Annotated in this window: 20 protein-coding genes and 1 tRNA gene; 18 read left to right on the forward strand and 3 right to left on the reverse strand. The window is 59.7% G+C overall.

Annotation, left to right across the window (positions count from 1 at the left end; genetic code table 11):
* Positions 1–127: 127 nt before the first annotated feature.
* Together nucS and nrdH are read left to right on the forward strand one after the other, a co-directional pair.
* A complete protein-coding gene (nucS, locus tag BPSY_RS04535; RefSeq protein WP_033494942.1) occupies positions 128–877 on the forward strand; it encodes an endonuclease NucS in 750 nt (249 codons plus the stop codon).
* 330 nt (positions 878–1,207) lie between these two features.
* Positions 1,208–1,444: a glutaredoxin-like protein NrdH gene (gene nrdH, locus BPSY_RS04540; RefSeq protein ID WP_033494627.1), complete on the forward strand. Its 237-nt coding sequence runs from the start codon at positions 1,208–1,210 to the stop codon at positions 1,442–1,444.
* A 205-nt stretch (positions 1,445–1,649) separates the two neighbouring features.
* On the opposite strand, the gene BPSY_RS04545 is transcribed toward nrdH, so the two are convergent.
* Positions 1,650–2,618 carry an FKBP-type peptidyl-prolyl cis-trans isomerase gene (locus BPSY_RS04545; RefSeq protein WP_238556806.1) on the reverse strand — a complete coding sequence of 323 codons (969 nt, stop codon included), beginning with the start codon at positions 2,616–2,618 and terminating at the stop codon, positions 1,650–1,652.
* A 103-nt stretch (positions 2,619–2,721) separates the two neighbouring features.
* On the opposite strand from BPSY_RS04545, the gene BPSY_RS04550 reads away from it, so the two are divergent.
* The 3 genes from BPSY_RS04550 (at position 2,722) to BPSY_RS04560 (ending at position 6,071) form a co-directional block, all read left to right on the forward strand.
* Positions 2,722–3,987, forward strand: coding sequence for a hypothetical protein (locus BPSY_RS04550; protein WP_052118867.1), 1,266 nt, complete (start codon positions 2,722–2,724; stop codon positions 3,985–3,987).
* Positions 3,987–4,991 (forward strand): DUF8094 domain-containing protein, encoded by a 1,005-nt coding sequence (locus tag BPSY_RS04555; RefSeq protein ID WP_415455184.1) that lies wholly within the window; start codon positions 3,987–3,989, stop codon positions 4,989–4,991. Before BPSY_RS04550 ends, BPSY_RS04555 begins: the two co-directional genes overlap by 1 nt.
* Positions 4,992–5,096: 105 nt before the next feature.
* Entirely contained in the window at positions 5,097–6,071 is a 975-nt protein-coding gene (locus BPSY_RS04560) for a tetratricopeptide repeat protein (RefSeq protein ID WP_033494947.1), read from the forward strand.
* 15 nt (positions 6,072–6,086) lie between these two features.
* Here BPSY_RS04560 and BPSY_RS04565 read toward each other — a convergent pair whose 3' ends face one another.
* Positions 6,087–6,719: a CYTH domain-containing protein gene (locus tag BPSY_RS04565; RefSeq protein WP_033494949.1), complete on the reverse strand. Its 633-nt coding sequence runs from the start codon at positions 6,717–6,719 to the stop codon at positions 6,087–6,089.
* A gap of 163 nt (positions 6,720–6,882) precedes the next feature.
* On the opposite strand from BPSY_RS04565, the gene BPSY_RS04570 reads away from it, so the two are divergent.
* Positions 6,883–6,955 (forward strand) — tRNA-Arg (locus tag BPSY_RS04570).
* A gap of 32 nt (positions 6,956–6,987) precedes the next feature.
* A complete protein-coding gene (locus BPSY_RS04575) occupies positions 6,988–7,383 on the forward strand; it encodes a Rid family detoxifying hydrolase (protein ID WP_033494629.1) in 396 nt (131 codons plus the stop codon).
* A gap of 84 nt (positions 7,384–7,467) precedes the next feature.
* On the opposite strand, the gene BPSY_RS04580 is transcribed toward BPSY_RS04575, so the two are convergent.
* Entirely contained in the window at positions 7,468–9,789 is a 2,322-nt protein-coding gene (locus BPSY_RS04580; RefSeq protein ID WP_033494630.1) for a glycoside hydrolase family 3 N-terminal domain-containing protein, read from the reverse strand.
* Between the two features lie 654 nt (positions 9,790–10,443).
* Between BPSY_RS04580 and BPSY_RS04585 the strand changes: the two genes are divergently transcribed.
* From BPSY_RS04585 to BPSY_RS04635, 11 genes are all read left to right on the forward strand, one after another.
* Positions 10,444–11,415 carry an ABC transporter permease gene (locus tag BPSY_RS04585; protein ID WP_081884253.1) on the forward strand — a complete coding sequence of 324 codons (972 nt, stop codon included), beginning with the start codon at positions 10,444–10,446 and terminating at the stop codon, positions 11,413–11,415.
* Between the two features lie 9 nt (positions 11,416–11,424).
* A complete protein-coding gene (locus tag BPSY_RS04590; protein ID WP_033494631.1) occupies positions 11,425–12,351 on the forward strand; it encodes a carbohydrate ABC transporter permease in 927 nt (308 codons plus the stop codon).
* A gap of 210 nt (positions 12,352–12,561) precedes the next feature.
* Entirely contained in the window at positions 12,562–14,187 is a 1,626-nt protein-coding gene (locus BPSY_RS04595) for a type 2 periplasmic-binding domain-containing protein (protein ID WP_051921709.1), read from the forward strand.
* Between the two features lie 52 nt (positions 14,188–14,239).
* Positions 14,240–15,610, forward strand: a complete 1,371-nt coding sequence (locus BPSY_RS04600; protein WP_052118868.1) for a glycoside hydrolase family 30 protein — start codon at positions 14,240–14,242, stop codon at positions 15,608–15,610.
* On the forward strand, positions 15,607–16,224 hold the full coding sequence (locus tag BPSY_RS04605) for a DUF624 domain-containing protein (RefSeq protein ID WP_033494632.1): 618 nt from the start codon (positions 15,607–15,609) through the stop codon (positions 16,222–16,224). Before BPSY_RS04600 ends, BPSY_RS04605 begins: the two co-directional genes overlap by 4 nt.
* Before the next feature lie 114 nt (positions 16,225–16,338).
* Positions 16,339–16,983 carry a TetR/AcrR family transcriptional regulator gene (locus tag BPSY_RS04610; protein WP_033494957.1) on the forward strand — a complete coding sequence of 215 codons (645 nt, stop codon included), beginning with the start codon at positions 16,339–16,341 and terminating at the stop codon, positions 16,981–16,983.
* A 105-nt stretch (positions 16,984–17,088) separates the two neighbouring features.
* Complete coding sequence (gene argS, locus BPSY_RS04615) at positions 17,089–18,867, forward strand: arginine--tRNA ligase (RefSeq protein ID WP_033494633.1); 1,779 nt, start codon at positions 17,089–17,091, stop codon at positions 18,865–18,867.
* 3 nt (positions 18,868–18,870) lie between these two features.
* Positions 18,871–20,436 (forward strand): diaminopimelate decarboxylase family protein, encoded by a 1,566-nt coding sequence (locus tag BPSY_RS04620; protein ID WP_051921710.1) that lies wholly within the window; start codon positions 18,871–18,873, stop codon positions 20,434–20,436.
* A gap of 133 nt (positions 20,437–20,569) precedes the next feature.
* The gene (locus BPSY_RS04625; protein WP_033494635.1) at positions 20,570–21,883 is read left to right on the forward strand and encodes a homoserine dehydrogenase; all 1,314 of its coding nucleotides are present in this window, start codon (positions 20,570–20,572) and stop codon (positions 21,881–21,883) included.
* 11 nt (positions 21,884–21,894) lie between these two features.
* Positions 21,895–23,004: a homoserine kinase gene (locus BPSY_RS04630; RefSeq protein ID WP_033494959.1), complete on the forward strand. Its 1,110-nt coding sequence runs from the start codon at positions 21,895–21,897 to the stop codon at positions 23,002–23,004.
* Between the two features lie 101 nt (positions 23,005–23,105).
* A complete protein-coding gene (locus BPSY_RS04635; RefSeq protein WP_033494961.1) occupies positions 23,106–24,434 on the forward strand; it encodes a Maf family nucleotide pyrophosphatase in 1,329 nt (442 codons plus the stop codon).
* The last annotated feature ends 52 nt before the right edge of the window (positions 24,435–24,486 follow it).

The raw sequence follows: 24,486 nt of genomic DNA on the forward strand, positions 1-24,486 counted from the left end.
TCAATACGCGCATACGGGGTGCCGGAGCGCGGGTATCAGCCGATTTCGGCGTGTTGCCCGGGCCCCGGCACTTTTCTCTTTCATCACGGCTGTGTCATGAGCCATGCTTCGCGCTATGGTGTCTCTCATGCGCATAATTGTTGCCGACTGCTCCGCCGTCTATTCCGGACGGCTCAACGCCTCATTGCCGCTTGCACGCCGGGTGCTGCTGATCAAGGCCGATTCCAGCTGTCTGATTTTTTCCGAACTGGGCTCCTATAAACCCTTGAACTGGATGGCCGCACCCTGCACCCTGCGCGAGCTGACACCGTCACAGGACGATTCACCGGACGCTGCGGCCGCCGGGGCCGTGGAGGATGCCCGAATGGAGGCATCGGCGGAGCCCCGCCCCGAGAGAATCATCCGGGTCAATGCGGCGAAATCCGATGATGTGCTCACCGTCTCGCTGATGAGGATCGTGAGTGATGAGCAGTATGAGCTCGGTGCCGACCCCGGACTGGTCAAGGACGGTGTTGAGGATCATCTCCAGCGTTATCTCGCCCAGCAGATCGAGCGCCTTGGAGAGGGCAGCACCTTGGTCAGGCGTGAATATCCCACGCCCATCGGTCCCGTTGACATCATGGCGGTCGATGCGGAGGGCACGCATGTGGCGGTGGAGATCAAGCGGCATGGTGGCATCGACGGGGTCGAGCAGCTGACCAGATATTGCGAGTTGCTGAACCGTGATCCCCTGTTGGCGCCGGTCCGCGGCGTATTCGCCGCACAGACCATCACACCGCAGGCGAGAACACTGGCTCAGGATCGTGGCTTCTCATGCCTGATCCTCGATTATGAGGAGATGAAGGGCACCGAGAGCGATGCCCTGACCTTGTTCTGAAGTGGTGATGCGAGGCCTGTGGGCAATTCATACAGGCGCTGCGTGGCGGCCCTTCCGGGTGTGCCGTGATCCGGCACGCGGCTTGCGGTGTGTATCCGGTCATCATGAAAATGTCGTCTTCATCACATATGGCCTTGCACCCTCAGCTCCCGCAGATGGGCGTGCATGCCCAATTGCCTGCAATATCAAGGAAATGTGCCTTCATGCACTAGATGTAGTGGTCGGTCTCCCAACACGCCACCATAAACAGTGGTTTGGTTTTTGGATTACATACGTGTAATCTCCAAGAACACGAGTGAATTACAAGAATGTCTTTTGGGAGTGATTACGATGTCGATTACCGTTTTTGCGAAGCCTCATTGCGCGCAGTGCGATGCCACCAAGCGTCAGTTCAACAAGCTTGGCGTGGAGTATGACGTCGTTGATCTCACTCAGGACGCCCAGGCTCTTGAGAGCTTCCGCGCAGCCGGATATCGCCAAGCCCCGGTCGTCGTGGCCGGTGAGGATACCTGGACCGGTTTCCGTCCCGACATGATCAAGAAGGTCGCTGAGCTCATCAACGCCTGATACCGGGCGGTCCTGAGGCCTCAGCTGCCCCGGGTCCATATGGTGCCGGCGAGGCATACAAGCCCTGGTCCTCGGCCCATCAATCAAGAATCAGTCCTTATAACGACAGTGTGCATATCCCCGCACCGGACGCCTGATGTTCAGCGTCCCGTACGGGAATATGCACACTGTTCGTATGTGGGGAAGGTCCGTGCCTTCGGTGGGCTCAGTAAGCCGCCAGGATATCCACGACGAAGACCAATGTGGAGTTCGCGGGGATGCTGGATTGCGCTTCGGAGCCGTATCCCAGACTTGGCGGGATGATGAGCAGGACCTGGGAGCCGACGGTCTGTCCGGCCAGCCCCTGCTTCCAACCGGAGATCACCTGGCTCAGGCTGAAGTCCGTGGCGGTCCCGTTGTCCCATGAGGAATCGAACTGTTTGCCGGTACTCGCGAGCCATCCCGTGTAATTGGCGCTGACGGTCTGCGTATCGGTCACCTTGGCTCCTGTGCCCTTGATCAAGGTCTGCACCACCAGCTTGCTGCCGGGCTTGTAGCCGTTCATATCAAGGGAGGGTTTGCCGGTTTTGTCCAGCGTGACCTTCGGGAGATCGGCGGGGATATCCTTCACCGTGGTGCCTTCGGCCCTGGTCAGTGCCTTGGTTTTGGAAACCAGGGTCATCACCATCAGATAGGTGGTTGCGTCCGAGGACGTCGTGGCGGTGCTCGTGGAGGTGTCTTTGATGCCGAAAGCGATCGTGGTATTGATCTTCTGGCCCTTGAGCAGGTTGTAGTAGGCGGAATTCATCGATGATGTGCTGATGACCATCGAGCAGTCAGGAGTGTTCTTCGTCCATGTGGAATCAAGCTCGGATCCGTTGATCGCGCTGATCGCGATGCTTTGCGCGCAGACGCGGTCGCCGTCCTGGAGGGTTTCGCCGTCACCCTTCTGCAGAATCGAATAGGTGTTGTTTTGGACGTCAAAGGGTTTCGAGAAGGTCACGGTGGGCTTCTTGCCGAGCTCACCTTTGGCGCTGACGCCCGACATCTCCTTGAGGGTGATGGAGCTGCTGGAGGAGGCGGTTGAGGAAGTGCTTGCTGAGGAGCTGCTGGAGGCATCGCTGGAACTGCTGCCACATGCCGCCAAACCAAGGCACATCGTAAGGGCGCAGCACACCGAAAGTGCTCTGCTCATGCTGTGTTTGCTGAGTATATGTCGCATAATGGCTAACTCTAACGCCCTGTCCTGATTTTGCCATTCCGGCATGAGAATGGGGAACCTGTAGAATAGCGGTGTTATGGATGGAAATACACACGAAAAAGACGAAGACTCGGGGACCGCAGTGTCTTCGCGCCGCAGCAAGGTGATGAGGGGCGTGGTCACTCCCATCCTCGCTGTGCTGGCCGTCGCATGCATCGTGTTGGGGGTTATGAACGCGACCATTTGGAAGCCGAGCAGTGATGTCTCGGCTGGTGCGCAGCTGAATTCGCGTTATATCACCACGGATCCGGGTGTGCTGAATCTGGTTGATGACAAGGTCGATGTGACGTTGAAAGCCTCCAACGCCGATGCCACGGTCTGCATGGCCCTTGGCTACGCCCAGGATGTTTCGGGCTGGCTGGCGGGTCATAGCTACCAGCGAATCACCGGTTTGCAGGACTGGACGGTTTTGGAGAAGCAGCGGAGTACCGCCGCGACTTCAACGGATGCGGGGGATGCCGTCGCCTTCCAGGATTCCGACATGTGGACCAGCGTCAAATGCGCCACAGCTTCCGTTTCGATGCAGGTGAATAACAGCAACGACCGCATCGTGCTGCTTGCGGATACGGATGCCAATGCCGCGGATGATACGCAGAGCAGCGGCACACAGCAGCTCACGATGAGTTGGGTGCGCACCGAGCTACCTGATTTCGCGATGCCTCTTTACTTTGCCGGCGGTCTGCTGGCTGTTTTGGCAGTGATGACGGCTTCGGTGTTTGCTATGGAACCGGAACGCAGGCGTAAGCGCATCGACGAGAACGCCGAGGAGGTGCAGGAGCCGGAAATCACCGTGATGCAGGCCGTCACCGGCACGCTGTCCCCGATCGGCCGCAGCATTCGATCCGCAGTGAAGCCAAAGCCCAAGAACAGACGGCACAGCAGGCATTCAGGCGGAGAGCACGATGCCGAGGAAGCGATTGAGACGGTCGAAACGACGGAGGCAGAGACTCTGGGAACACCCAAGATCATCGACACCGGCGCCAGGAATATGCTTGCCGCCCAGCAGCGCACCCATGAGCATAAGGCTCTGTCTGTTGAGGAGCCTGAAGAGGTCGAAGAGGTCGAGCATGAGAGCGGCAGCAGACGCAGGGAGCGTTCGGAGCATAGTGAACGCCGTTCCGACAGGGCGGGCCGCACGCGGTCGCAGCGCGCGACGCATACGGAAGAGACCGCAGTGATCAGCACCGACGATCTGGCTTCATACTTCGCCAGGCTCTCCTCCGAAGACACGCCTGCAGACGAGAAGAACGATGCCGGAGACGACAACGCCAGGAAGCAGGAGCAGGCGGGAGAGGCAGACTGATGAGAATGAGAAAAACCACCACGGTGCTTTGCGCGGTTCTGGCCTCGTCCATGGCTGTGACACTGGCAGCATGCGAAGGGCAGGTCCCGCAGGTCTCTACGGCCACATCAACCTCGCAGGCGCCGGATCTGACCCAAAGCCAGGAGAAAACCATCCGAGGGAAGATCCTCGACGTGCTTAACCAGGCCAATGCCGCCAAAGACCCTTCCAAACTCTCCACAAGAGTGACCGGGCCCCAGTTGCAAATCCGGACCAGCGAGCTGAATGTCGCGAAAGCGACCGGCACCCTGGATGCGAAGACGACGATTCCCAGCGAGATCATGCAGACGGTCATTCCGACCGACAGTGGTTGGCCGCGTTCTGTGTTCACCATCACCACCACGACCGAGGATCAGCAGTCCAAGCGCCTTCTGGTCCTTGATCAGGATTCCGCCCGTGACAACTACAAGCTCTGGGGTGTGGCGAGATTGTTCCCGGGCGCGCAACTCCCCAAATTCCAGGTGCCGAGCATAGGCTCGCAGATGGGGCAGGCGGATGACAGCGGATTGGAGACCACGCCTGCGCAGGCGGTGGAACACTACGCCGACGTGTTGCAGAACGGCAGTTCCAGCAAATACGCCGGCGACTTCGCGGCTGATTATTTCCGCCAGGATCTGGCGAAGCTCACGGAGAATGTGCAGGCCGGCATGGCGGCCAACAACGGTACCCAGCAGCAGACTTTCAGCGCCGAAGCCGACGACATCAAGGTGATGCGTTCCTCCGACGGGGGAGACCTCGTCGTGGTGCAGATCAATTCCGTCTGGACGAGAGCTGCCGGAGAGGGCCGTGAATCACTGCCGGCCTCGGATGCCGAGAAGGCTCTGTTCGGTAGCACCAAGGCCACCAGCACCATCAAGGCCACCTATGTGAATGTCGTGGCGATGTATATTCCCGCGGCGGGTTCGGATGCCAAAATCCAGGCCGTCGGTGCGGAACGTCAGCCGATCAAGGTCGAAGCCGTCTGACGGCTTTGCTCAAGGCAATGACCCACCCGATGAGGGTAGGGTGAGCATGTGAGGCATCGTGCACGTGCCGGCATCGACAGGCATGCGGACAAGCAGGAGGATGATATGGCAACAGGCAATCAGCAATTCCAACCGGGGGTCTCCCTGGCGGGTGCGGTCGATCTCGGGGCGATCAAACATCAGGTCGACGCGGAACCAGGGCAGCAGGGCGGTGCACCTGCGGCGGGCGGCTATGTAATCGATACCAGCTCGGCAGGATTCCAGGCCGTGATGCAGACATCGGCGACCTTCCCGATTCTGTTGTTGCTGTGGACTCCGGGCGATGATCGTTTGTTCCCGCTCGCCAAAGCCCTCGGGGATGCCGTGAATGCCCAGGAAGGCAAGGTCCAGCTAGCCCGCATCGATATCGCTGCCGAGCCGGAGATCGCGCAGGCGTTCCGTGTGCAGGGGGCACCTGCCTTATTCGCCTTGATCGGTGGGAGGCCCATGCCTGTCCTCCAGGGGCTTCCTTCGGCGGAGGAGCTGACGCAGCTGACCGATGAGCTGATACCTCAGGTGATCACCCTGGCGCAGCAGTCGGGAATCACCGGCACCGCCCCGTACCAGGAGGGCACGCCCTCCGCCTCCGATCAGGAGGGTGACGCGGATGCGCCGGCCTCGGAGCCGGCCGTTCCTCCGGCCCATGAACAGGCCAATCGTCTGGCACAGGAGGGTGATTTCGAGGGAGCGGTTGCCGCATACGACCAGGTGCTCCAGGCGGATCCGTCGGATGCTCTCGCCGCCCGTGAGCGTGCCAAGGCTTTGCTGCTGGCACGTTCGGCGCAGCTTGATGTGCGTGTGGTGCGCCAACAGGCGGCCGACAAACCTGATGACGTCGAGTCCCAATTGGCCGTCGCCGATATCGATATGATCGGCGGGCAGATCGCGGATGCCTTCGGACGTCTTCTTGATTATCTGGCTGGTCACCGCGATCAGATGGAGCCAGTGCGCAAACGTCTTCTGGAGTTCTTCCTGATCCCCGAAGCGAATGACCCTCGTCTCAAAAATGCAAGGCAGCGTTTGGCGACCTTGATGTACTGACGTTCGGGAGCGGCGTTACTGCTGCTCCCTGCGGTTGGTGCCGAAGCCCTCAAGGAAATGGGGGCCCTTGGTCAGCAGTTCGTATTCAAAGCGGTCATTCCACTCGGCATAAGGATGTTCCGCAAGTCCATCGTTGGAGAATCTGCTGTCGTCGGTGATCTCGGTGATGCAGAAATCAGGTATCACCAGATCGGTCACGGGACCGCGTCGCTCCGCCTCGGCGACGATCAACGGGGCATTGCCTCCGCCGAACACGTCGATATCCCAACCATCTTCACCCAGCCATGCGCCGTAACGGTTCTTCACGATCACGGAGCCGCCACGTAGCACCAGTTCGACGGCGACATCAGGATCGATGTCCCGCTCGGCCTCGTATCGGGTGCCGCCTATCGACGGGCCCTTGACTGTGACGAATGCATCGGTGAAGGCATCGCGATAGCGCCCGAGCGTGGCGAGGGCGTTCGTCTCCGCATTCATCGGAACACGCACATTGTGGGCCTGCAGCCGCACACGGAGTGCGAAATTATCCTGATGGACGTAATAGCTTTGGATGATGAGAATCGGCGCGTCGCCATCGTTCAGGTCGTCGGGGAATGTGTGGCAGAAGAATCTGCGTTCGTATTCGAAGTCGCTCAAATCGTCTCTCATGCCACCATTGTAGGGTCTGACGGCGCTGATGGCAGTCTTCTGCGGACTTTTTCGACAGGCGGTCGAAGGCATCGCCAAGGGGGCGGGATGGCGCCGTTACGATCCGATATGTGCATTTGACCCGGCAATGGCATAGTATGGTCGGGTTGCCTGACTGGCATACGGGCTTGTAGCTCAGTGGATAGAGCGTCTGCCTCCGGAGCAGAAGGTCGTGGGTTCGAATCCCATTAAGCCCACATCTGATGTCATCTTCGATTGAGGAGTCTCAATGAGCACAGCAATCCAGGAAGTCGCGACGGCATTCGCACCGGCGGCATTGGGCGCATACAGCCAAGCTGTGAAGGCCAACGGTTTCGTATTCGTTTCGGGGCAGCTCGGCATCGATCCCGAGACCGGCGAGCTTGCCGGGGAAAGTGCGGCGGAGCAGGCCACGCAGGCTTTGAAGAACATCAAGAACATCCTTGACGCGGCCGGATGCGGCATGGACAGCATCGTACGCGCGACCATTTACCTCAAGGATGTCGAGGACTTCGCGGCCGTCAACGAGGAGTACGCCAAGGTCTTCCTCGCCTCGGTCAAACCAGCGCGCGTGGCCTTCGGCAACAACATGATCCCCAAGGGCGCACTCGTCGAAATCGACGCCATCGCGGCCGTCGCCGAGTAGACGGCATAGGTATGGCGGCACCTCTGTGGATGTCACCGCCATACCTTCCTGCACATGCATCCGCAAACACGGGGCATAGGGGCGCTAACGTACGGTGAAGCTCAGGCTCTGGCAGTCAGCGTTCTTTGATGACGAGCCGATCAGCACTTCGAAATCACCGTCTTCGACCACACGTTCCTCACGCTCATTGACGAGCGTGCAATCCGATACCTTGAGATCAACCGTTGCGAGCGCCTGCTCGCCCGCAGGCACGGTGAGCTGCGTGAAGCCTTTGAGCTCCTTGTTCGCCCAGCTGACCGAGGTCACCACATCGTGGACGTAGAGCTGCACGGTTTCGGTTGCCGGCCTTGTTCCCTTATTGCTCAGCAGCACCTGGGCGCGAAGCGTGTCGCCGATGTGCACGTTATCGAGTGAGCGTTCCGCATCCAAGGTGCCCGCGTCGTCGAGCACATGAAGTGAGGCTTCGCTGTACTCAACGGTGGAGTAGGACAGCCCTTCCCCGAAGCAGTATTCCGGTTCCTGGGTGAGATCGGCGTAGCGCAGGCCATGCTGCCCGCGGATCTGGTTGTAGTAGGTCGGCTGCTGCCCGCTGTGGCGTGCGAAGGAGATCGGGAGCCTGCCTTTGGGCTCAATCTTTCCAAGGAGCAGCTCCGCCAAAGCCCTGCCGCCCTGCATCCCGGGGTTTCCGGCCCAGATGATGGCCGAGGCATCCTTGCAGCATGGGGGCAGAATCAGCGGTTTTGAGGCCATCAGCACGATGATCAGTGCTTTGCCCTGTTCCCTGGTTGATGTGCTGAGCGCTTCGAGCAATGCATTCTGCGCGCCGAAGAGCTCAAGCGTGGCTGTGGACCTTCCCTCACCAATCAGCTCGATGACGTCCCCGACCACGGCGATGGTGACGTCGGAGGAACGGCTGGCCTCCAGCGCCTCCTCGATCAGGTGCGGATCCGGCTCGCAGGCCCGTTGGATCGGTGGCCGTGGCTGTCCGTCAGGGAATCGGGCACCGTCCGGATCCGTTTCCAAGGTCAGCACATCGGCTCCTTTGGCGTAGCGAACCTGCCAGTCGGACGGAACCGTCGCCCGCAAGCCGTCCAGAGCGGTGACGACGGTTTCGCGAGGTTCCTCGCTGATCCATCCGACCTGACCTGATCCTCCGGCCCAATCCCCGAGCTGGTTGTTCGGGTCATCGGCCAGCGGGCCCACGAGTGCGATGCTCCTGGTCTGCGCAGGCTGCTGCTTGTGTTCAGACTGCAATGGCAGGGTGCCGTCATTGCGCAGCAGCACCAGTGAGGCGCGTGCCATGTCGAGGTTCTCCCGGGTATGCTCCGCTGTGCCGATATCACTGCTGATTCTCGCGGAATCGGGGATTCTGGGATTCTCGAACAGGCCGAGTTCGAATTTGAGCCGCAGGATGCGCCCGACGGGGGCGTCCAGATCGGATTCGGCGATCATGCCTTGGGAGAGGGCCTGCAGTGCGCCTTCGTAGAATCGCGGGGTGCTCATGATCATGTCGTTGCCGGCTTTGATCGCGGCCGCCGCGGCATGTGTGTAATCGGGTTGGATATTCTGTTCCCAGACCATGCGACCGACATTGTCCCAATCGGTGACGAGCATGCCCTGATATCCCCATTCCCCTCTGAGCACATCGTTGAGCAGCCATCGGTTCAGCGTGATCGGCACGCCGTCGGTGCTCTGGTAACCAAGCATGAAGGTGCTGCATCCTTCCTTCGCCACCCGCTCGAAGGGGGGCAGGAACCATGAACGCATCTTGCGATGCGAGATATCCGCCTCCGAGGCATCGCGTCCACCCTGTGTTTCGGAGTATGCGGCGAAATGCTTCGCGGTGGCCAGAATGCTGCTCGGGTCGTCCAGTCCCTTGCCTTGGTATCCACGCACCATAGCGGATGCCAATTCGCCGATCAGTGTGGGGTCTTCGCCGAAGGTCTCGCCGACACGTCCCCATCTCAGATCGCGTGCGATGCACAGCACCGGTGAAAACGTCCAGTGAACGCCTGTGGCGGAGGCTTCGATGGCTGTCACTCTGGCGGCTCGTTCGAGCAGTTCGGGGTTCCATGAGGCTGCCATCGTGAGCTGGGTGGGGAAAATAGTGGCACCTGGCCAGAAGGAATAGCCGTGGATGCAGTCCTCTCCGACGATCAGCGGGATCTGCAGACGTGTGCGACGCACCAGCTTGGCCGCTTCGATGAGGTTTTCGGGAGATGCGTGCAGGATGGAACCCACATGGGTCTCCAGGATGCGGCTCTCCAGATCCTGCTGGGCGTCCAGCTGCATGAGCTGCCCGACCTTCTCCTCCACGCTCATGCGGGAGATCAGGTCCTTGATTCTTGTTGCTACGGTGTTCTCCGGATTCTGATAATCAGGTATCCGCGCGCTGCGATCGGTCATATGTCCGTCCCTTCGATGTCTGGTGTTTTGCTGCCCAGGCGCTTTGCCGGCTGTCCGAAGGAGAGAAGGAAGCAATCGCATCGGTGCCGCATAACGAGATTCTTTCACATCCTGCACCTGTATCGGCTGCGGTCGGCGTCTTCGCCGCTCCGCCCTCAACGACGGCCGAAGCAGTGGGCATTGAAAATTAGATTACTTATAAGTAAGTAAAAACTCAACTTGGAAAACGGGGGAAACGCCGTACTTGAGATTGTATTCCCTTTATTTGCAACAGTTTCAGCATCGGCAAGTGATGGATTTGACACATAACTGACCAGTCAGTATATTCGAGGCTGTACAAGGCAGGACGAGGACGTTCCGATCAATTGCACACGCATGAAGTCAACGTAGAACAGCCATATAGCGAATGCCGCATTGTTGTGGCGCCATGTCGACAGGTATAGGCATCGGCGACAACGCACTGTGGCTGCAGGATGTGGCGCGCTGTGCGGGAGCGACCACCATGCATCGCCTATTCGTTCCGGCGACGCGGTACTCGCCACGAGCTCCGTGGCCTTCGTCGAAATCCTGTACATGCAACGCGGCGCAGCGGAGCGTCGCACCCGGCATCAGGCGTCGGGAAGGTTGCGAAGAGCTTTACGGAAAGGGGTCTGGATGCAAACCTCGGCAAAATCCATGCCGCGTGCCACACACCCGGAATCGGGAAGAGTCGCCCGCATCCGCCAATGGTGGAGTCAGTTCGTGTATCAGTGGCAACTCCAGGCAATGGTCGTTCCCGGCATCGTGTTCATGATCGTGTTCAATTTCATTCCGATCTATGGCCTGGTGCTGGCGTTCAAAAGCTACACGGTGGTCGACACCATCTCCAGCGCGCCTTGGGTGGGGTGGGAGAATTTCCGCATCATCCTGAGCGACAAGTATTTCTGGAGCTCGGTCTGGAACACGATGGGTATCAGTGCCATCAAACTCTCCCTCGGATTCGTGCTGCCGATCATACTGGCCGTGATGATCTATGAGGTACCTTGGGGGCCCTTCAAACGCATCGTGCAGACCCTGACCTACCTGCCTCACTTCTTCTCCTGGATCATTCTCGGAGGCATGCTCATCAACTGGCTTTCCACCAATGGCCTGCTGAACGAAGTACTCAACTTCGTAGGTATCAATGCCTCGTCGAATTACCTGCTCGATGCCGATAAGTACTGGGGGATCGCGGCCCTCTCCGATGTCTGGAAGGAAGCGGGCTGGGGGACGATTCTTTACCTGGCGGTCATGGCGGGAATCGATCCCTCCCTCTACGAAGCGGCTGAGATGGATGGCGCTTCGAAGATCAGGCGCATCTGGCATATCACGATCCCCGAGCTTGGAACCATGATCACCCTGAACCTGGTGCTGTCGGTCTCTGCGCTCTTCGGATCGAATCTTGACCAGACGCTGATCCTGATGAACACCCAGAACCAACCGAAATCCGAGGTCATCAACTCGTATGTCTATCGGATCGGTCTGACGCAGGGGGACTTCTCCTATGCGACCGCCGTCGGGCTGGGTGTCTCCATAGTCTCGGTCATCCTTCTGGTCATCACCAATGTGGTGAGCAAAAAGGTCAATGACAATCAGTCGGTGTTGTAGGAGGATGAGATGAGCAGGAAAACAGCCGTCAAATTGGGCAACCCTCAGGCAATCGGCGCAGGGCGGGCCGTACGGCACGGATCCATGACCTTCAATGTGGTGAACACGATGGTGCTGGTCGCGTTCACGTTGATCATCGTGATACCGGTCTGGAATGTGGTCATCTCCTCATTCGCCTCCAACCAGTCCCTGAGCGAAGGCAATTTCATATTCTGGCCCAAGGCACTGTCCTTGGATAATTACCGCTCCGTCTTCCAGGACGATCAGCTATGGCACGCGCTGCTGATTTCGGTGCTCAAAACCGCGATCGGCGTGGTTGCCCACACCCTGTTCTGTGCGGTATTCGCCTACCCGCTGAGCAAGGCGTATCTGAAGGGGCGCAAGCTGTACTCCGCAATGGGAATCATCACGATGTTCTTCAGTGGCGGCATGATCCCCACCTACCTGCTGATCAAATCGCTCGGTCTGCTGGATTCATTCTGGGTATACATCATTCCCGCTTTGTTCAGCTACTACGATGTGATCATCCTGATGAATTTCTTCAGGCAGGTGCCCTCATCGCTTGAGGAATCGGCGAAGATCGACGGCGCCAGTGAATGGCGTATATTCCGTTCGGTCATCCTGCCCCTGTCGAAGCCGGCCCTCGCCACCATCGCGTTGTTCCATGGTGTGGCTCAGTGGAATGACTTCATGACCACGAAACTCTACATCACGAATGAGAACCTCTATCCCTTGCAGATGCGCCTGTATGACATCATCGTGCGTTCACAGGCCGCATCGGATATGGGCAACGTCGGGCAGGTCATATTGGACACCACCTCGCGCGGTGTCAGGCTGGCGACCATCATGATCACCATCGCGCCGATCCTCGTGCTGTATCCATTCGTCCAACGCTACTTCGTAGGCGGCACGATGCTCGGAGCGGTGAAGGGCTGATGCACGCGAAACGCGGATGACGCATGAATGATGGTCCATGCCATCGCGGTATGGCGAATCGGGAAGGGGGTTGCGGACGCACTTTGGCAATACGTGATGATCGCGCGACGGCGCATCCCGGGCCTGATGCCCGGGTGACCGTAGCGGCCGGATTGCACGAAGGGAAATGGCTTAGGGGAAGTGAACAACGGAGCAAAGGAGCTACGTGCTATGAAGAGTGTCAATAAGGCCGGGAAGATTGTGGCTGCAGCGGTTTCGGCGGTGCTGTCGCTGACTGCGCTCGCAGCCTGTGGATCGGGGGACGCGCAGGATGCGACCGCCACATTGCCCGATCCGTCATACAAGGTGTCGGAAAGCACGCCTGCATGGAAAGCGGATACGCGCAAGGACAACAAACTCACCTGGTATGTCAATGCGGATTGGTGGAATAAATCCTTTGGCAAGGATATGATCACCGCCCAGATCAAAAAGGACCTGAACCTGGACATCACCTTCGTCACCGGTGATGACACCAAGCTCAACACATATTTCGCCAGCGGCAAGCTGCCGGACATCATCACGACCTTCGATTCGACCTCGAAGGTCGCCCAGACGGCCAATCAGTGGGCTTTGCCGCTCGAAGAGCTGGCGAAGAAGTACGATCCGTACTTCTCCAAGGTGGCCAAGAAGGAGACCCTGGACTGGTACAGGCTGAAAGACGGCAAAAGCTATGGTTACCCCTCCTACTCGAACACCACCGCCGATTACAAGTCGGGCATGATCCACCCGACCAGTGCATTCATCGTCAGAAAGGATGTGCTCAAAGCCATCGGCACACAGGACTTCACCACCCCTGAGGGTTTTGTCAAAGGCATGCAGGCCATCAAGGAGAAATTCCCGAATCTGACGCCTTTCGGCTTCAATGATTTCACCGACAACAACAGCTCCCTGGAATCGACGGTGCAAGACATGCTTGGCGTGCCGATCACCACGAAATCCAACGCCTTCTACGACCGTGATCTGGACGCGGACTATATCAGCTGGCTGGATGCATTCAGACAGGTGCATGCGGCAGGCAACATCTCGGACGACAGCTTCGCCGACGACGCGGATACCTTCAAGGAAAAGGTGTCCTCCGGCCAGTATGGCGCCATCATGATGCAGAATTTCGTCTCCACGGGCACCCAGTTGCAGACCTTTGCCTCGAAAAGCCCTGATTCCGCCTATGAGGCGGTGGACGGCATCCAGAGCACCGAAGGCAGGAAGCCGACCCTAAGCCAGTCCGGTCTGAGCGGCTGGTCCATCAACTACATCACGAAGCAGACCAAGAACCCGTCAAAGGCCATACAGGTCTTCGAGTACCTGCTGAGCGACTATGGACAGATGCTCACCAACTTCGGTGTTGAGGGCAAGACCTACACCAAAAACTCCGATGGCACGGTCTCGTGGACCGAGCAGGCCAACCAGATCCGTCTGAACGAAACCGAGAAGTGGCAGAAGGAATACCGTATGGGTGAGTTCGTGCTCTTCGGGCATGATCGCTACAAGGCGCTGAACAAGGCCTCCTATGTGGACGCCGTCTGGCAGATGCAGGACTGGGGGCAGCAGTATCTGACGCCGCAGTTCAAAATCGAGAACATCGCACCGGATACCGGCAGCGCCGAAGCCCGTTCGCTGTCGGCCATCCAGACGAACTGGTCGACCACCATGGTCAGCATGATCCGCGCGGGCAGCAAATCCGATTTCGATGGCATCCTGAAGCAGTACAAGCAATTCCAGAAGGACAACAACATCGATCAGGTCAACTCGATACGCAGCGAGAAGATCAAGGCTAATGTCAAGAAATTGGCGGAGTAGATGATTCCCGTTCCCGGAGTGGCACAGATGCCTCCTCCGGGAACGGAAACACATGAGCAGACAGGAGATGCCGATGGGAACGACCACAGCGTGGATGACCACCGATGCGGCTCATATGATGCGACCGCTGGCCTTGGCCGCCCCCGGTCACGCGCCCATCGACGATGAACTGACCTTCGATCATGGTGTGCGTCATCAACGGATCGCGGGTTTCGGCGCCTCCTTCACCGACTCCTCGGCCTTTCTGGTCAACGGTCTTGATGGGGGTGAGAAGCGGACGGTGATGCAACGTCTCTTCAGTTCGGATAAGGGCATCGGCCTGTCACTTCTGCGCAATCCCATCGGGGCTTCGGATTATGCGCGTTGGGTCTACAGCTATGACGATATGGCGGGCGGGGTCTCCGACGAGCATCTCGATCACTTCTCCATCGAGCATGATCGCGCGGACATCCTGCCGTTGACGGCATGGGCGATGCGCATCAACCCCGATCTTCGGCTGATCGCCTCCCCGTGGAGCGCCCCCGGCTGGATGAAGGACAGCGGCACGATGATCAGCGGATCCCTGCTGAAACGCTGGTATGGCGTGTACGCGGATTATCTCGTCGCATTCATCAAGGCCTATGCGGATGAAGGTGTGGATGTGCATGCGATCACCATCCAGAACGAGCCACTGTTCGAGCCCTCCCATTATCCCGGGATGCCGTTATCCGCAAGGGAGGCCGTGGATTTCGTCCTCCGGCATCTGCGTCCGGCGCTGCACGCTGCAGGATTGCGGACGAGGATTTTCGGGTATGACCACAACTGGGATCATCCGGAATACCCCGAGTACCTGCTTGCTCATGCGGCCGAGGCCTTTGACGGCATCGCCTGGCATTGGTACGGGGGAGAGCCATCGGTGCAGAGTCTGCTCTCCAGACGCTTCGGGGATAAGCCCGTGTACTTCACTGAGGGGTCCGGAGGTGATTGGATTCCGGCTTTCGAAGCGGCCTTCAGCAACGTGATGCGTTCCGGAATCGATATCCTGCGGCACCGTTCACGCTCATTCATGCTGTGGAACATCGCCTTGGACGAGCGCAACGGTCCTGTGGTGCCGGGCTTCGGGCGAAGTACCTGCAGGGGGCTGCTGCGTATCGGCAAGGGCAAGCGGGTCGAATACACACTCGACTATTACGGTCTGGGCCATTTCAGCTCGGTGATCAGACCGGGCGCCACACGCATCGAAAGCAGCCAGACGCCATCGATACGGACGCTTGCCTGCGATAATCCCGATGGCAGCACGGGCTATGTATTCTTCAACGACACCCAGCGCTCCAGATATGTGCATGCTGGCGACGGTGCCCTGGATGTGGCTGTGAGCATGCCTCCCAAATCCGCGCTCAGCATCATCGCGCGTGGAGGAGATAGCGGCGAGGTGGGCGCATGAAGACATTGCTTTCGATCGACGGCAAGGTATACGCGGTGCTGAACGTCATGGTTGAGCTCCTGGAACTGAATCTGCTCTTCATCATCGGGTGCCTGCCGATCGTCACCATAGGAAGCAGCGCTGTCTCGTTGTACGAGGTGGTGTTCCAGATCCGCAAGGAGGGGACCGTGCGGGTCCTGCCCCGATTCTGGAAGGCCTTTCGGGGCAATCTGCTTAAGGGGATCGTGTTATGGGCGATTGTTGCGGCCACCTTCGCCGCGATGGTGCTGTCATACTGGATGCTTTCGAATATCTCGCACGGGAACATCCTCGTTCTGCTGCCGATGTGCGTCATCATCGCCGTACTGCTGCTCGCATCAGGGTATGTCTTCGCGCTGGCGGGGCGTTACGATATGGGCGTCGCCGCGATTGTGCGTGCCTCGCTGTCCCTCGCCCTTCAGCATGCCTTCATCTCCGCGCTGGCCGTCATCCTGTTTCTTGCGGTGGTGTGTCTCATCCCGGTCTTGCTGCCAAGGCTGCTGTTCCTCTGGGTCTTCTTCGCCTTCGGGCTGACGGCGTACCTGCACAGCTGGCTCCTCATCAGGGTGTTCGAACAGCACGGCGATGCTGGATGAGCGCGCCCAGACCCTCTGTGGCGTGCCGTTCTGCCGCACCTGGGGTGGAAGATGATTTATGATGACAGATAATGCCGATCAGTCATGGTGATCGCATCGGAGCATGGAGCGACAATGGCAGATGAACACAGCACCAGGAAATCAACGAAACACAGGCCTGAAACATCGCAAAAACGTCGCGAGATACTGAAAGCGGCTTCGGAGGTGTTCGGGCTCAAAGGCACTTCGAATGCTACGTTGGAGGAGATAGCCGATCGCGTCGGCATGACCCGGGCGGGAATACTGCACCATTTCGGATCGAAGCGTGCCTTGCTGCTTGCGGTGTTGCAATACAGGGATTCCAGTGAGGTTGAGAATCTCGAGGAGCACCACATACCCGGTGGAGCCGAACTGTTCCGACACCTCATCGAGACGGCACGACGCAATGCTCTGAGACCCGGTATCGTACGGACTTTCGTCACATTGTCCTCCGAGTCGATAACCGATCACAACGTCGGGCACGACTATTTCCTTGAACGCTACAGCAACCTGCGCGAGGAGATCACCCAGGCTCTGATCGATATGGCCAAGGAACGCAAATCGACGATCGATATGGCCAAGGCCGATATGGCCAGTTCCGCGATACTCGCGGTGATGGATGGTCTGCAATTGCAATGGCTGCTGGACCAGGATCATGTGGAATTGCCGGAGGTCACGGAATATGCGGTGAACGCCATCGTGTGGTCCGTGATGAGCAACAGTGACGAGCGCGCATACTGATCCCGAAGCCCCGCTGTCCCGGATCGACGGTCCCGACGGCGCCCGTCGACGCCGGGCATGCCTTGGCCTCGGAGCGCTGTCGGGCCAAACATTAGACTGGGGAGAATGAGCCCTGAAGCACTTGCCGATCTAATCGCACACATCATCATCCATCTGGCCGAGTCCGGCAACGCCGGAACGCTGAGTCCGGAGCAGGCACCCCCGGCCTCGTCCATCGTTGTCGCCCGACCCAAGGACCGCTCGCACGGTGACTGGGCGAGCAATGTGGCGATGCAGCTCGCGAAGAAGGCGGGCCTGAAACCACGCGATTTCGCCCAGCTGCTGGCATCCGAATTGGAATCCTCGGAGGGCATAGCCTCGGTGGAGGTCGCGGGTCCCGGATTCATCAACATCGTGCTCGATTCGGCATCAGCTGCCGCAGTCGTGGATACCGTACTCGCGCAGGGTGCCGAATACGGCCATAACGACCACATGAGCGGGCATACGCTCAACCTTGAATTCGTTTCGGCGAATCCGACGGGTCCCATCCATATCGGCGGCACCCGTTGGGCCGCCGTCGGTGATTCGATGGCACGTGTCATGCAGGCGAACGGCGCCGAGGTGGTTCGTGAATACTACTTCAACGATCACGGTGAGCAGATCGACCGCTTCGCCAAGTCACTGGTTGCCGCGGCCCACCACGAGGATGTACCGCAGGATGGCTACAAAGGCGCCTATATTGACGAGATCGCGGCGCGGGTCGTCAACGAGGCGAAGGCCGACGGTGTGGATGCGCTTGACCTGCCGAGGCTTCGTGACGAGAACGGTGACGAGGGGGCCAGCGAGCAGCGCGAAGAGTTCCGCAAGCGTGCGGTGCCGATGATGTTCGCCGAAATCCAGGAATCCATGAAGGAGTTCCGGGTCCACTTCGACGTGTGGTTCCACGAGAACAGCCTGTATGAATCCGGTGAGGTCGAAACCGCCATCAATGAATTGCGCGCCCAGGGCGATATCTATGAGAAGGATGGGGCGACCTGGTTCTCATCCACGAAATACGGCGATGACAAGGATCGTGTGATCATCAAATCCGATGGCCATGCGGCGTACATCGCCGGGGACATCGCATACTATCTGAACAAGCGCCGCCGGGCCGACCATCCTTGCGATGAGGCCATCTACATGCTCGGAGCCGACCATCACGGCTACATCGGCAGGATGATGGCCGTTTGCGCCGCCTTCGGGGATACCCCTGAAGTCAATATGCAGATCCTGATCGGGCAGATGGTCAACGTGATGAAGGACGGCAAAGCCGTGCGCATGAGCAAGCGTGCAGGCAATGTGGTCACCATCGACGACCTTCTGGAGGCGATCGGGGTGGATGCCTCCAGGTATTCGCTGGCACGTACCGACTACCACCAGAGCGTGGACATCGACCTTAACCTGCTGGCCTCGCACACCAATGAAAACCCGGTGTACTACGTCCAGTACGCGCATGCGCGCTCGTGCAATGTGGACCGCAATGCGGCGCAGGCCGGAATCGACGCCTCGCAGGCCGACCTCTCCCTGCTGGACACCCCGGCCGACGGTGAGGTGCTTGCCGCGCTCGCGCTCTACCCCAACGTGCTGCAACTGGCGGGCGATCATCGTGCGCCGCATCGTATCGCGCATTATCTCGAAGATCTCGCTTCCGCCTATCACAAATGGTATAACGCCGAGCGCGTGGTGCCGATGTCTCTGACGGAGCCGGAGAACCGGATCGCGGACGATAAGCGTGAAGCGCTGGCAATCGCGAAAAGCCCCGACAAGGCACGTGCGGCCGCACGACTGAAACTCAACGACGCCGTCCAATGCGTGATCGCCGGCGGCTTGGATCTGCTGGGCGTAAGCGCGCCGGATAAGATGTGAAATATGAATGAAGCCACTGCCACACGAACGGACGCAAACGGCGCGGGAATGTCCGCGATCTGGCCCGATTCGGCGCAACGCGACCATGCGGGCGCCGTACGCTTGCACGGCAGAAGCGTCGAGGAGCTGAGTGCGAGCTTCGGGACGCCGCTGTTCGTCATGGACACCGAAGAACTCTCCCGCAGGGCCCTGCGCTTCAGCAGAACCGTATCGAATGCCTTCCACGACACCAACACCCATGTGAGTTTCGCGGGTAAGGCTTTTCTCAGCAAAGAGGTCGTCCGCATCATGCTGGCGCAGGGCCTGCTGGTCGATACATGCAGTATGGGCGAGATGCGCATCGCGCTCGCCGCAGGAGCTCCCGGCCGCCGTCTGGTGCTGCATGGCAATAACAAATCCGATGAGGAGATACGGCTTGCGGTGGAACAGGGCTTCGCGAAGATCGTCGTGGACTCGCCCGACGAACCGGCGCGAATCGCGGAGATAGCCAGATCCCTGGGTGCCACGGCCAAGGTGATGTTGAGGGTGACGGTTGGCGTGCATGCCGGAGGGCACGAATTCATCTCCACCGCGCACGAGGACCAGAAATTCGGCGTGCCGCTTCTGCCGGCGGGGGCGGATGGCCACCTCCTGGATCTCGACACCCGGCCCGATCATGCGGGTTCATCCGACGGGCATGAAGACCTGCAGTCGCCGGCGCAGGCCGTATCCTCGCTATACGTCCCCACCGGGAAACGCCCTGATGACGATGCCGCCGTGACCGAGGCGATGTCCGTCGTCGCGGACGGCCCTGCGATCGGGGTGCTCAAAGACATCCTTTCCCGTCAACCGGATCTTGAACTTGTCGGCGTCCACGCCCACATCGGTTCGCAGATCCATGACGCCAACGCCTTCATCGAGTCGGCACGACGGCTGATGATCCTGCGCAAGACCTTCTGGGCGACGGACGGATTTCTGCTGCCGGAAACCGATCTTGGAGGCGGGTATTCGGTGGCGTACACCGATGACGACGCGTCGATGGACATCGAGGACGCCTTCGCCACCATGTCGCAAGCGGTCGAGGGGATCAACCGTCGTCTGGGCCTGCCGATGCCGGTGCTTTCCTTCGAACCGGGACGGTGGATCGTCGCGCCTTGCGGCATAACCCTGTATCGGGTCGGAACCGTCAAGCCGGTGCATCTGGCGAACGGAATCACCCGTACCTATGTCTCGGTCGATGGCGGGATGAGCGACAACATCCGTCCGGCCTTGTACGGCGCGCAGTACACCGCGACGCTGGCGAACAGAAAGGGTTCCGAGGCGCTGATGGATTCGAGGGTTGTCGGCCTTCACTGCGAGTCCGGGGATATCCTGGTGCAGGATGTGCGCCTGCCCGCGGACGTGAGACGTGGCGACATACTGGCGATACCGGTCACCGGGGCCTACGGGCGCACGATGGCGAGCAACTACAATCAGATCCCGATTCCGGCGGTCGCCGCCGTGACCTCCGATGACGCCCATCTGATGCTCCGTCGCCAGACGATTGAAGACCTGCTGGAACTCGACCAGTACACGGCAACGCAATCCTAAGCCGGTGTACATCTCATGGTCAGCTTCCTGCCGAAGAATTGATCCACTCGCTCGTGACGGTCGATTCGTCAAGCTGACGTAGGATGATGGATTTATCGAAGTACCGGGATCGCTTATCAGGAAGGACATCCGAGTGTCTGAAAACAACAATGCCCCCATCCGAGTCGCTTTGCTCGGAGCAGGAACGGTCGGTTCGCAGACGGCCCGTCTGCTCGTTGAGCAGCAGGAGGAGTTGGCGAACAGGATCGGCCGCCCGATGGAGCTGGTCGGTATTGCGGTGCTCGACCCTTCGGCGGTCAGCGACCCCTGGATCGACACATCACTGCTGACCACCGATGCCTCGGAACTGGTCACCAGAGCCGATATCGTCATCGAACTGATCGGTGGCATCGAACCGGCCCGTTCATTCCTGATGAAGGCCATCGAATCCGGTGCCTCGGTCGTGACCGCGAACAAGGCGCTGCTGGCCAAGCACGGACCTGAACTCTACTCCGCGGCCTCGGAGCACGGCGTCGACATCTATTTCGAGGCAGCCGTCGGAGGCGCGATCCCGATCGTGCGTCCTCTGCGCGAGTCCTTGGTGGGGGACAAGGTGCTCAACGTCATGGGCATCGTGAACGGTACCACCAATTACATCCTTGACGAGATGACCACCAAAGGCCTCGACTTCGACGAGGCATTGCGCGACGCCCAGAAGAAGGGCTTTGCAGAAGCGGACCCCACGGCTGATATCGAGGGCCTTGACGCGGCCGCGAAGGCCGCGATCATCGCGCTGCTCGCATTCCATACCGACGTGCGCATGGACGACGTCCCCGTGGAGGGCATCACCAAGATCACCGCCGACGACATCGCCGCGGCGAGTGCGGAAAACAAGGTCATCAAGCTTCTGGCCGTCGTCGACCAATCCGACGCGGGCATTTCCGCGAGGGTATACCCCGCTCTGATGTCCTTGGAACACCCGCTGGCATCCGTGCACGGGAGTTTCAACGCCGTATTCGTGAAATCCGAGGCCGCCGATGATCTGATGTTCTATGGTCGCGGCGCGGGTGGCGCACCGACCGCATCAGCAGTGGTCGGTGATGTGGTGACCGAGGCGCGACACATCGCGCAAGGCTCGGTCGGACCCGTCATCCCGATCTACGCGTCATTGCCGAAGGCGCCCCTGGACGCTTCCAAGGCCGCCTTCGCGGTGCGTTTCCTGATCCACGACAAGCCGGGCGTTCTCGCGGCCATAGCAGAAGCGTTCTCCAAGCACAGCATTTCGATCAATGGCGTCAATCAGGACATCAAGCCGACGCTGCATGACCCGGGGTACAGCGGCGAGATCCAGCAGCTGCGTCTGGTCACCCACCTGTGTGATGAAGTGACGCTGCGCAAGGTCGTCGACGAGGTCTCGAAGCTCGACGCCGTGACCGGTGACGCCTCGATTCTGCGCGTACTCGACTGATCGGCGCGATGATGAGCATGATGCAGGACACCGTCGAAGTCCGTGTGCCCGCCACAACGGCCAACCTCGGTTCAGGCTTCGACACCGTCGGATTGGCTCTGGACTTCCACGATTCCCTGAGCTTCACCTTGGGCGAATCCGATGATGACGCGGTCAGCGTCGACATCGAAGGCGAAGGTGCGGAGACCCTGCCAAGGGACGCCTCGCATCTGGTCATCACATCCTTCCGCAGGGCGGCAGCCGATCTGGGATTGCCATTGCGCAAGCTCCATCTGTCCGCCCACAACCGCATTCCACAGGCCAGGGGAATGGGGTCAAGCGCCGAGGCCATCGTCGCCGGCATCGCGGCGGCACATGCCTTTGCCAACGACGGGGTCATCGATAGGGATGATGTCTTTGCCGCCGCCGCCGCGATTGAAGGTCATCCGGACAATGTGGCTCCCGCTGTTTACGGGGGGCTCACCTTCTCTTGGAAGCTGGGCGATGATGCCGGGGACGGCGATGCCCGGGTCATAACGGCCCAGCAGGTGCACCGGGAAAGCGCTTCCGAGCCGCAGACGGTGCCCGCCCATGCCCTGCCCGCCGGGTATCACACAGTGCGGTATCCCGTGTCCGCGGATATCCACGCCTACGTGTTCGTACCCGATTTCGCGTTGTCCACCAGTGAGGCCCGCAACGCTTTGCCCCAGCAGATTCCGTATCAGGATGCGATATATAACGTGTCACGGGTGGGCCTGCTCCCGGCGGCCATGTGCCCGGCTTCATTCGGCGGTCAGGCGGGCGGCACGGGCGATCGCGCATCCGCTTCGAATCCCGCGGCGGGCATTCAGGGCAGTGGACTGAACGGTAACGAGCTCCTCTTCTGCGCGACCCAGGATGCGCTGCATCAGGGGTACCGTGCACCACTGATGCGGCAATCCTCGCAGTTGCTCGGCACCTTGCGTGCGGAGGGCTTCGCCGCCACGATTTCGGGTGCCGGGCCTTGCGTGCTCGTGCTGCGCTATGGGGACATCGAGCAGCGGCTCAGGGCATTGGCCGGGCCGCAGCTCGATTCCGGGCACTGGCGACTTCTGCCTCTGGCAATAGACCTTGCCGGAGTTCAAGTGGAGAGACGACAATAGCAAGGTGTGCTTCGGCTCGAATGTGATCATACCGTCATGGCGAGGTGGATTCATGCCGTTGCAAACAGACATACTTCGAAAGCATCCGGGAAGGGAAATGCATGTCGATTCCGTTGATTCTGGCTTCCAAGTCAAGGCCGCGCAGGGATCTCCTGTATGGTGCGGGCATCTGCCCGACCATCCGTGAATCGCATGTCGATGAAGAGGCGGCACTCGCATCAACCGCGAAGGAACGTGGCATTGACGCGCAGATGATGCCTGCAGAGGAGCGTGTGGCCACCTTGGCCCGCGAGAAGGCGCTCGCGGTCGCACAGAGCTTCGGTGCGGTCGCCCGGACCGCCAGCGAGGCGCAGGGGGATCTGCAGATCTCATATCCCCTCAAGGACGGGTATGGCAGCATCAGCAAAGTCACCCCCATCCAGGATGCCATCAACGCCCATAACGGGCTGACTTCCGCATCGGTCGGTCCTTTGGTGATCGGTTGCGATTCGATGTTCTCGCTTGACGGCGTCGTGTATGGGAAACCCCATAGCGAGGAGAACGCCCGCGAGCGACTGAGGCAGATGAGGGGGAAGACGGGAACCCTGTGGACCGGGCATTGCCTCATCGATGTCGCCTCGGGCCGTGAACTTCATGCCGTCAGCCATTCGCAGGTCAGCTTCGGTGATTTCACGGACCAGGATATCGAAGATTACATTGCGACCAAAGAACCTCTTGAAGTGGCGGGGTCATTCACCCTTGAAGGTTTCGGTTCCGCATTCATATCCGGTATTCAGGGCGATCCAAGTGGCGTGATCGGCCTGAGCCTACCGACCTTGCGCACCCTGGTGGAATCGTTGGGGATACGGTGGACGCAGCTGTGGAATCTGTCCAGGGAACAGAAGCAGGGTACGAATCCCGACAATCCCGATGCACCCAGCAGCAATGTCCATCAGCCCGGTGACGGATGGATCGACTGCGCCTGTGGGCACCGTCATTGGGGATTGAACGGGGCCTCCGGTGTGCTCCTGGCAAGACGTGACCAGGAATCAGGTCGGATAACGGATGTGTTGCTGCAGCACCGCGCGCTGTGGAGCGCCGAAGGTGGAACCTGGGGTGCGCCGGGCGGTGCGACCGCCGATGGTGAAAGCCCGCTCGAGGGCGCCTTGCGTGAAAGCTTCGAGGAGGCGAACATCCAACCCGAAGACATCCGGGTCGTCGGATCATATCGCGAGGATCATGGCCCGTGGGGGTATGCGACGGTATTCGCCTTCGAGAAGCCGGGTCATCAGGTGCAGCCCCAGGCTAATGACGATGAGAGCATGTCGGTCGAATGGGTTCCTTTCGACAAAGTCGCCCAATACAAGCTGATCTCCCCGCTCCAGCGGGATTGGCCGGAATTCGAGGAACGCTTGAAAAGCCTCGCCGCGCAGGACAGACCACAGCGGTAATCGCTATGCGGGTATGAGCCGGGCCTGTGTATCCCCGGCTCATACCCAGGGA

The sequence above is a fragment of the Bifidobacterium psychraerophilum genome, from assembly GCF_000741705.1.
GTDB lineage: Bacteria > Actinomycetota > Actinomycetes > Actinomycetales > Bifidobacteriaceae > Bombiscardovia > Bombiscardovia psychraerophila.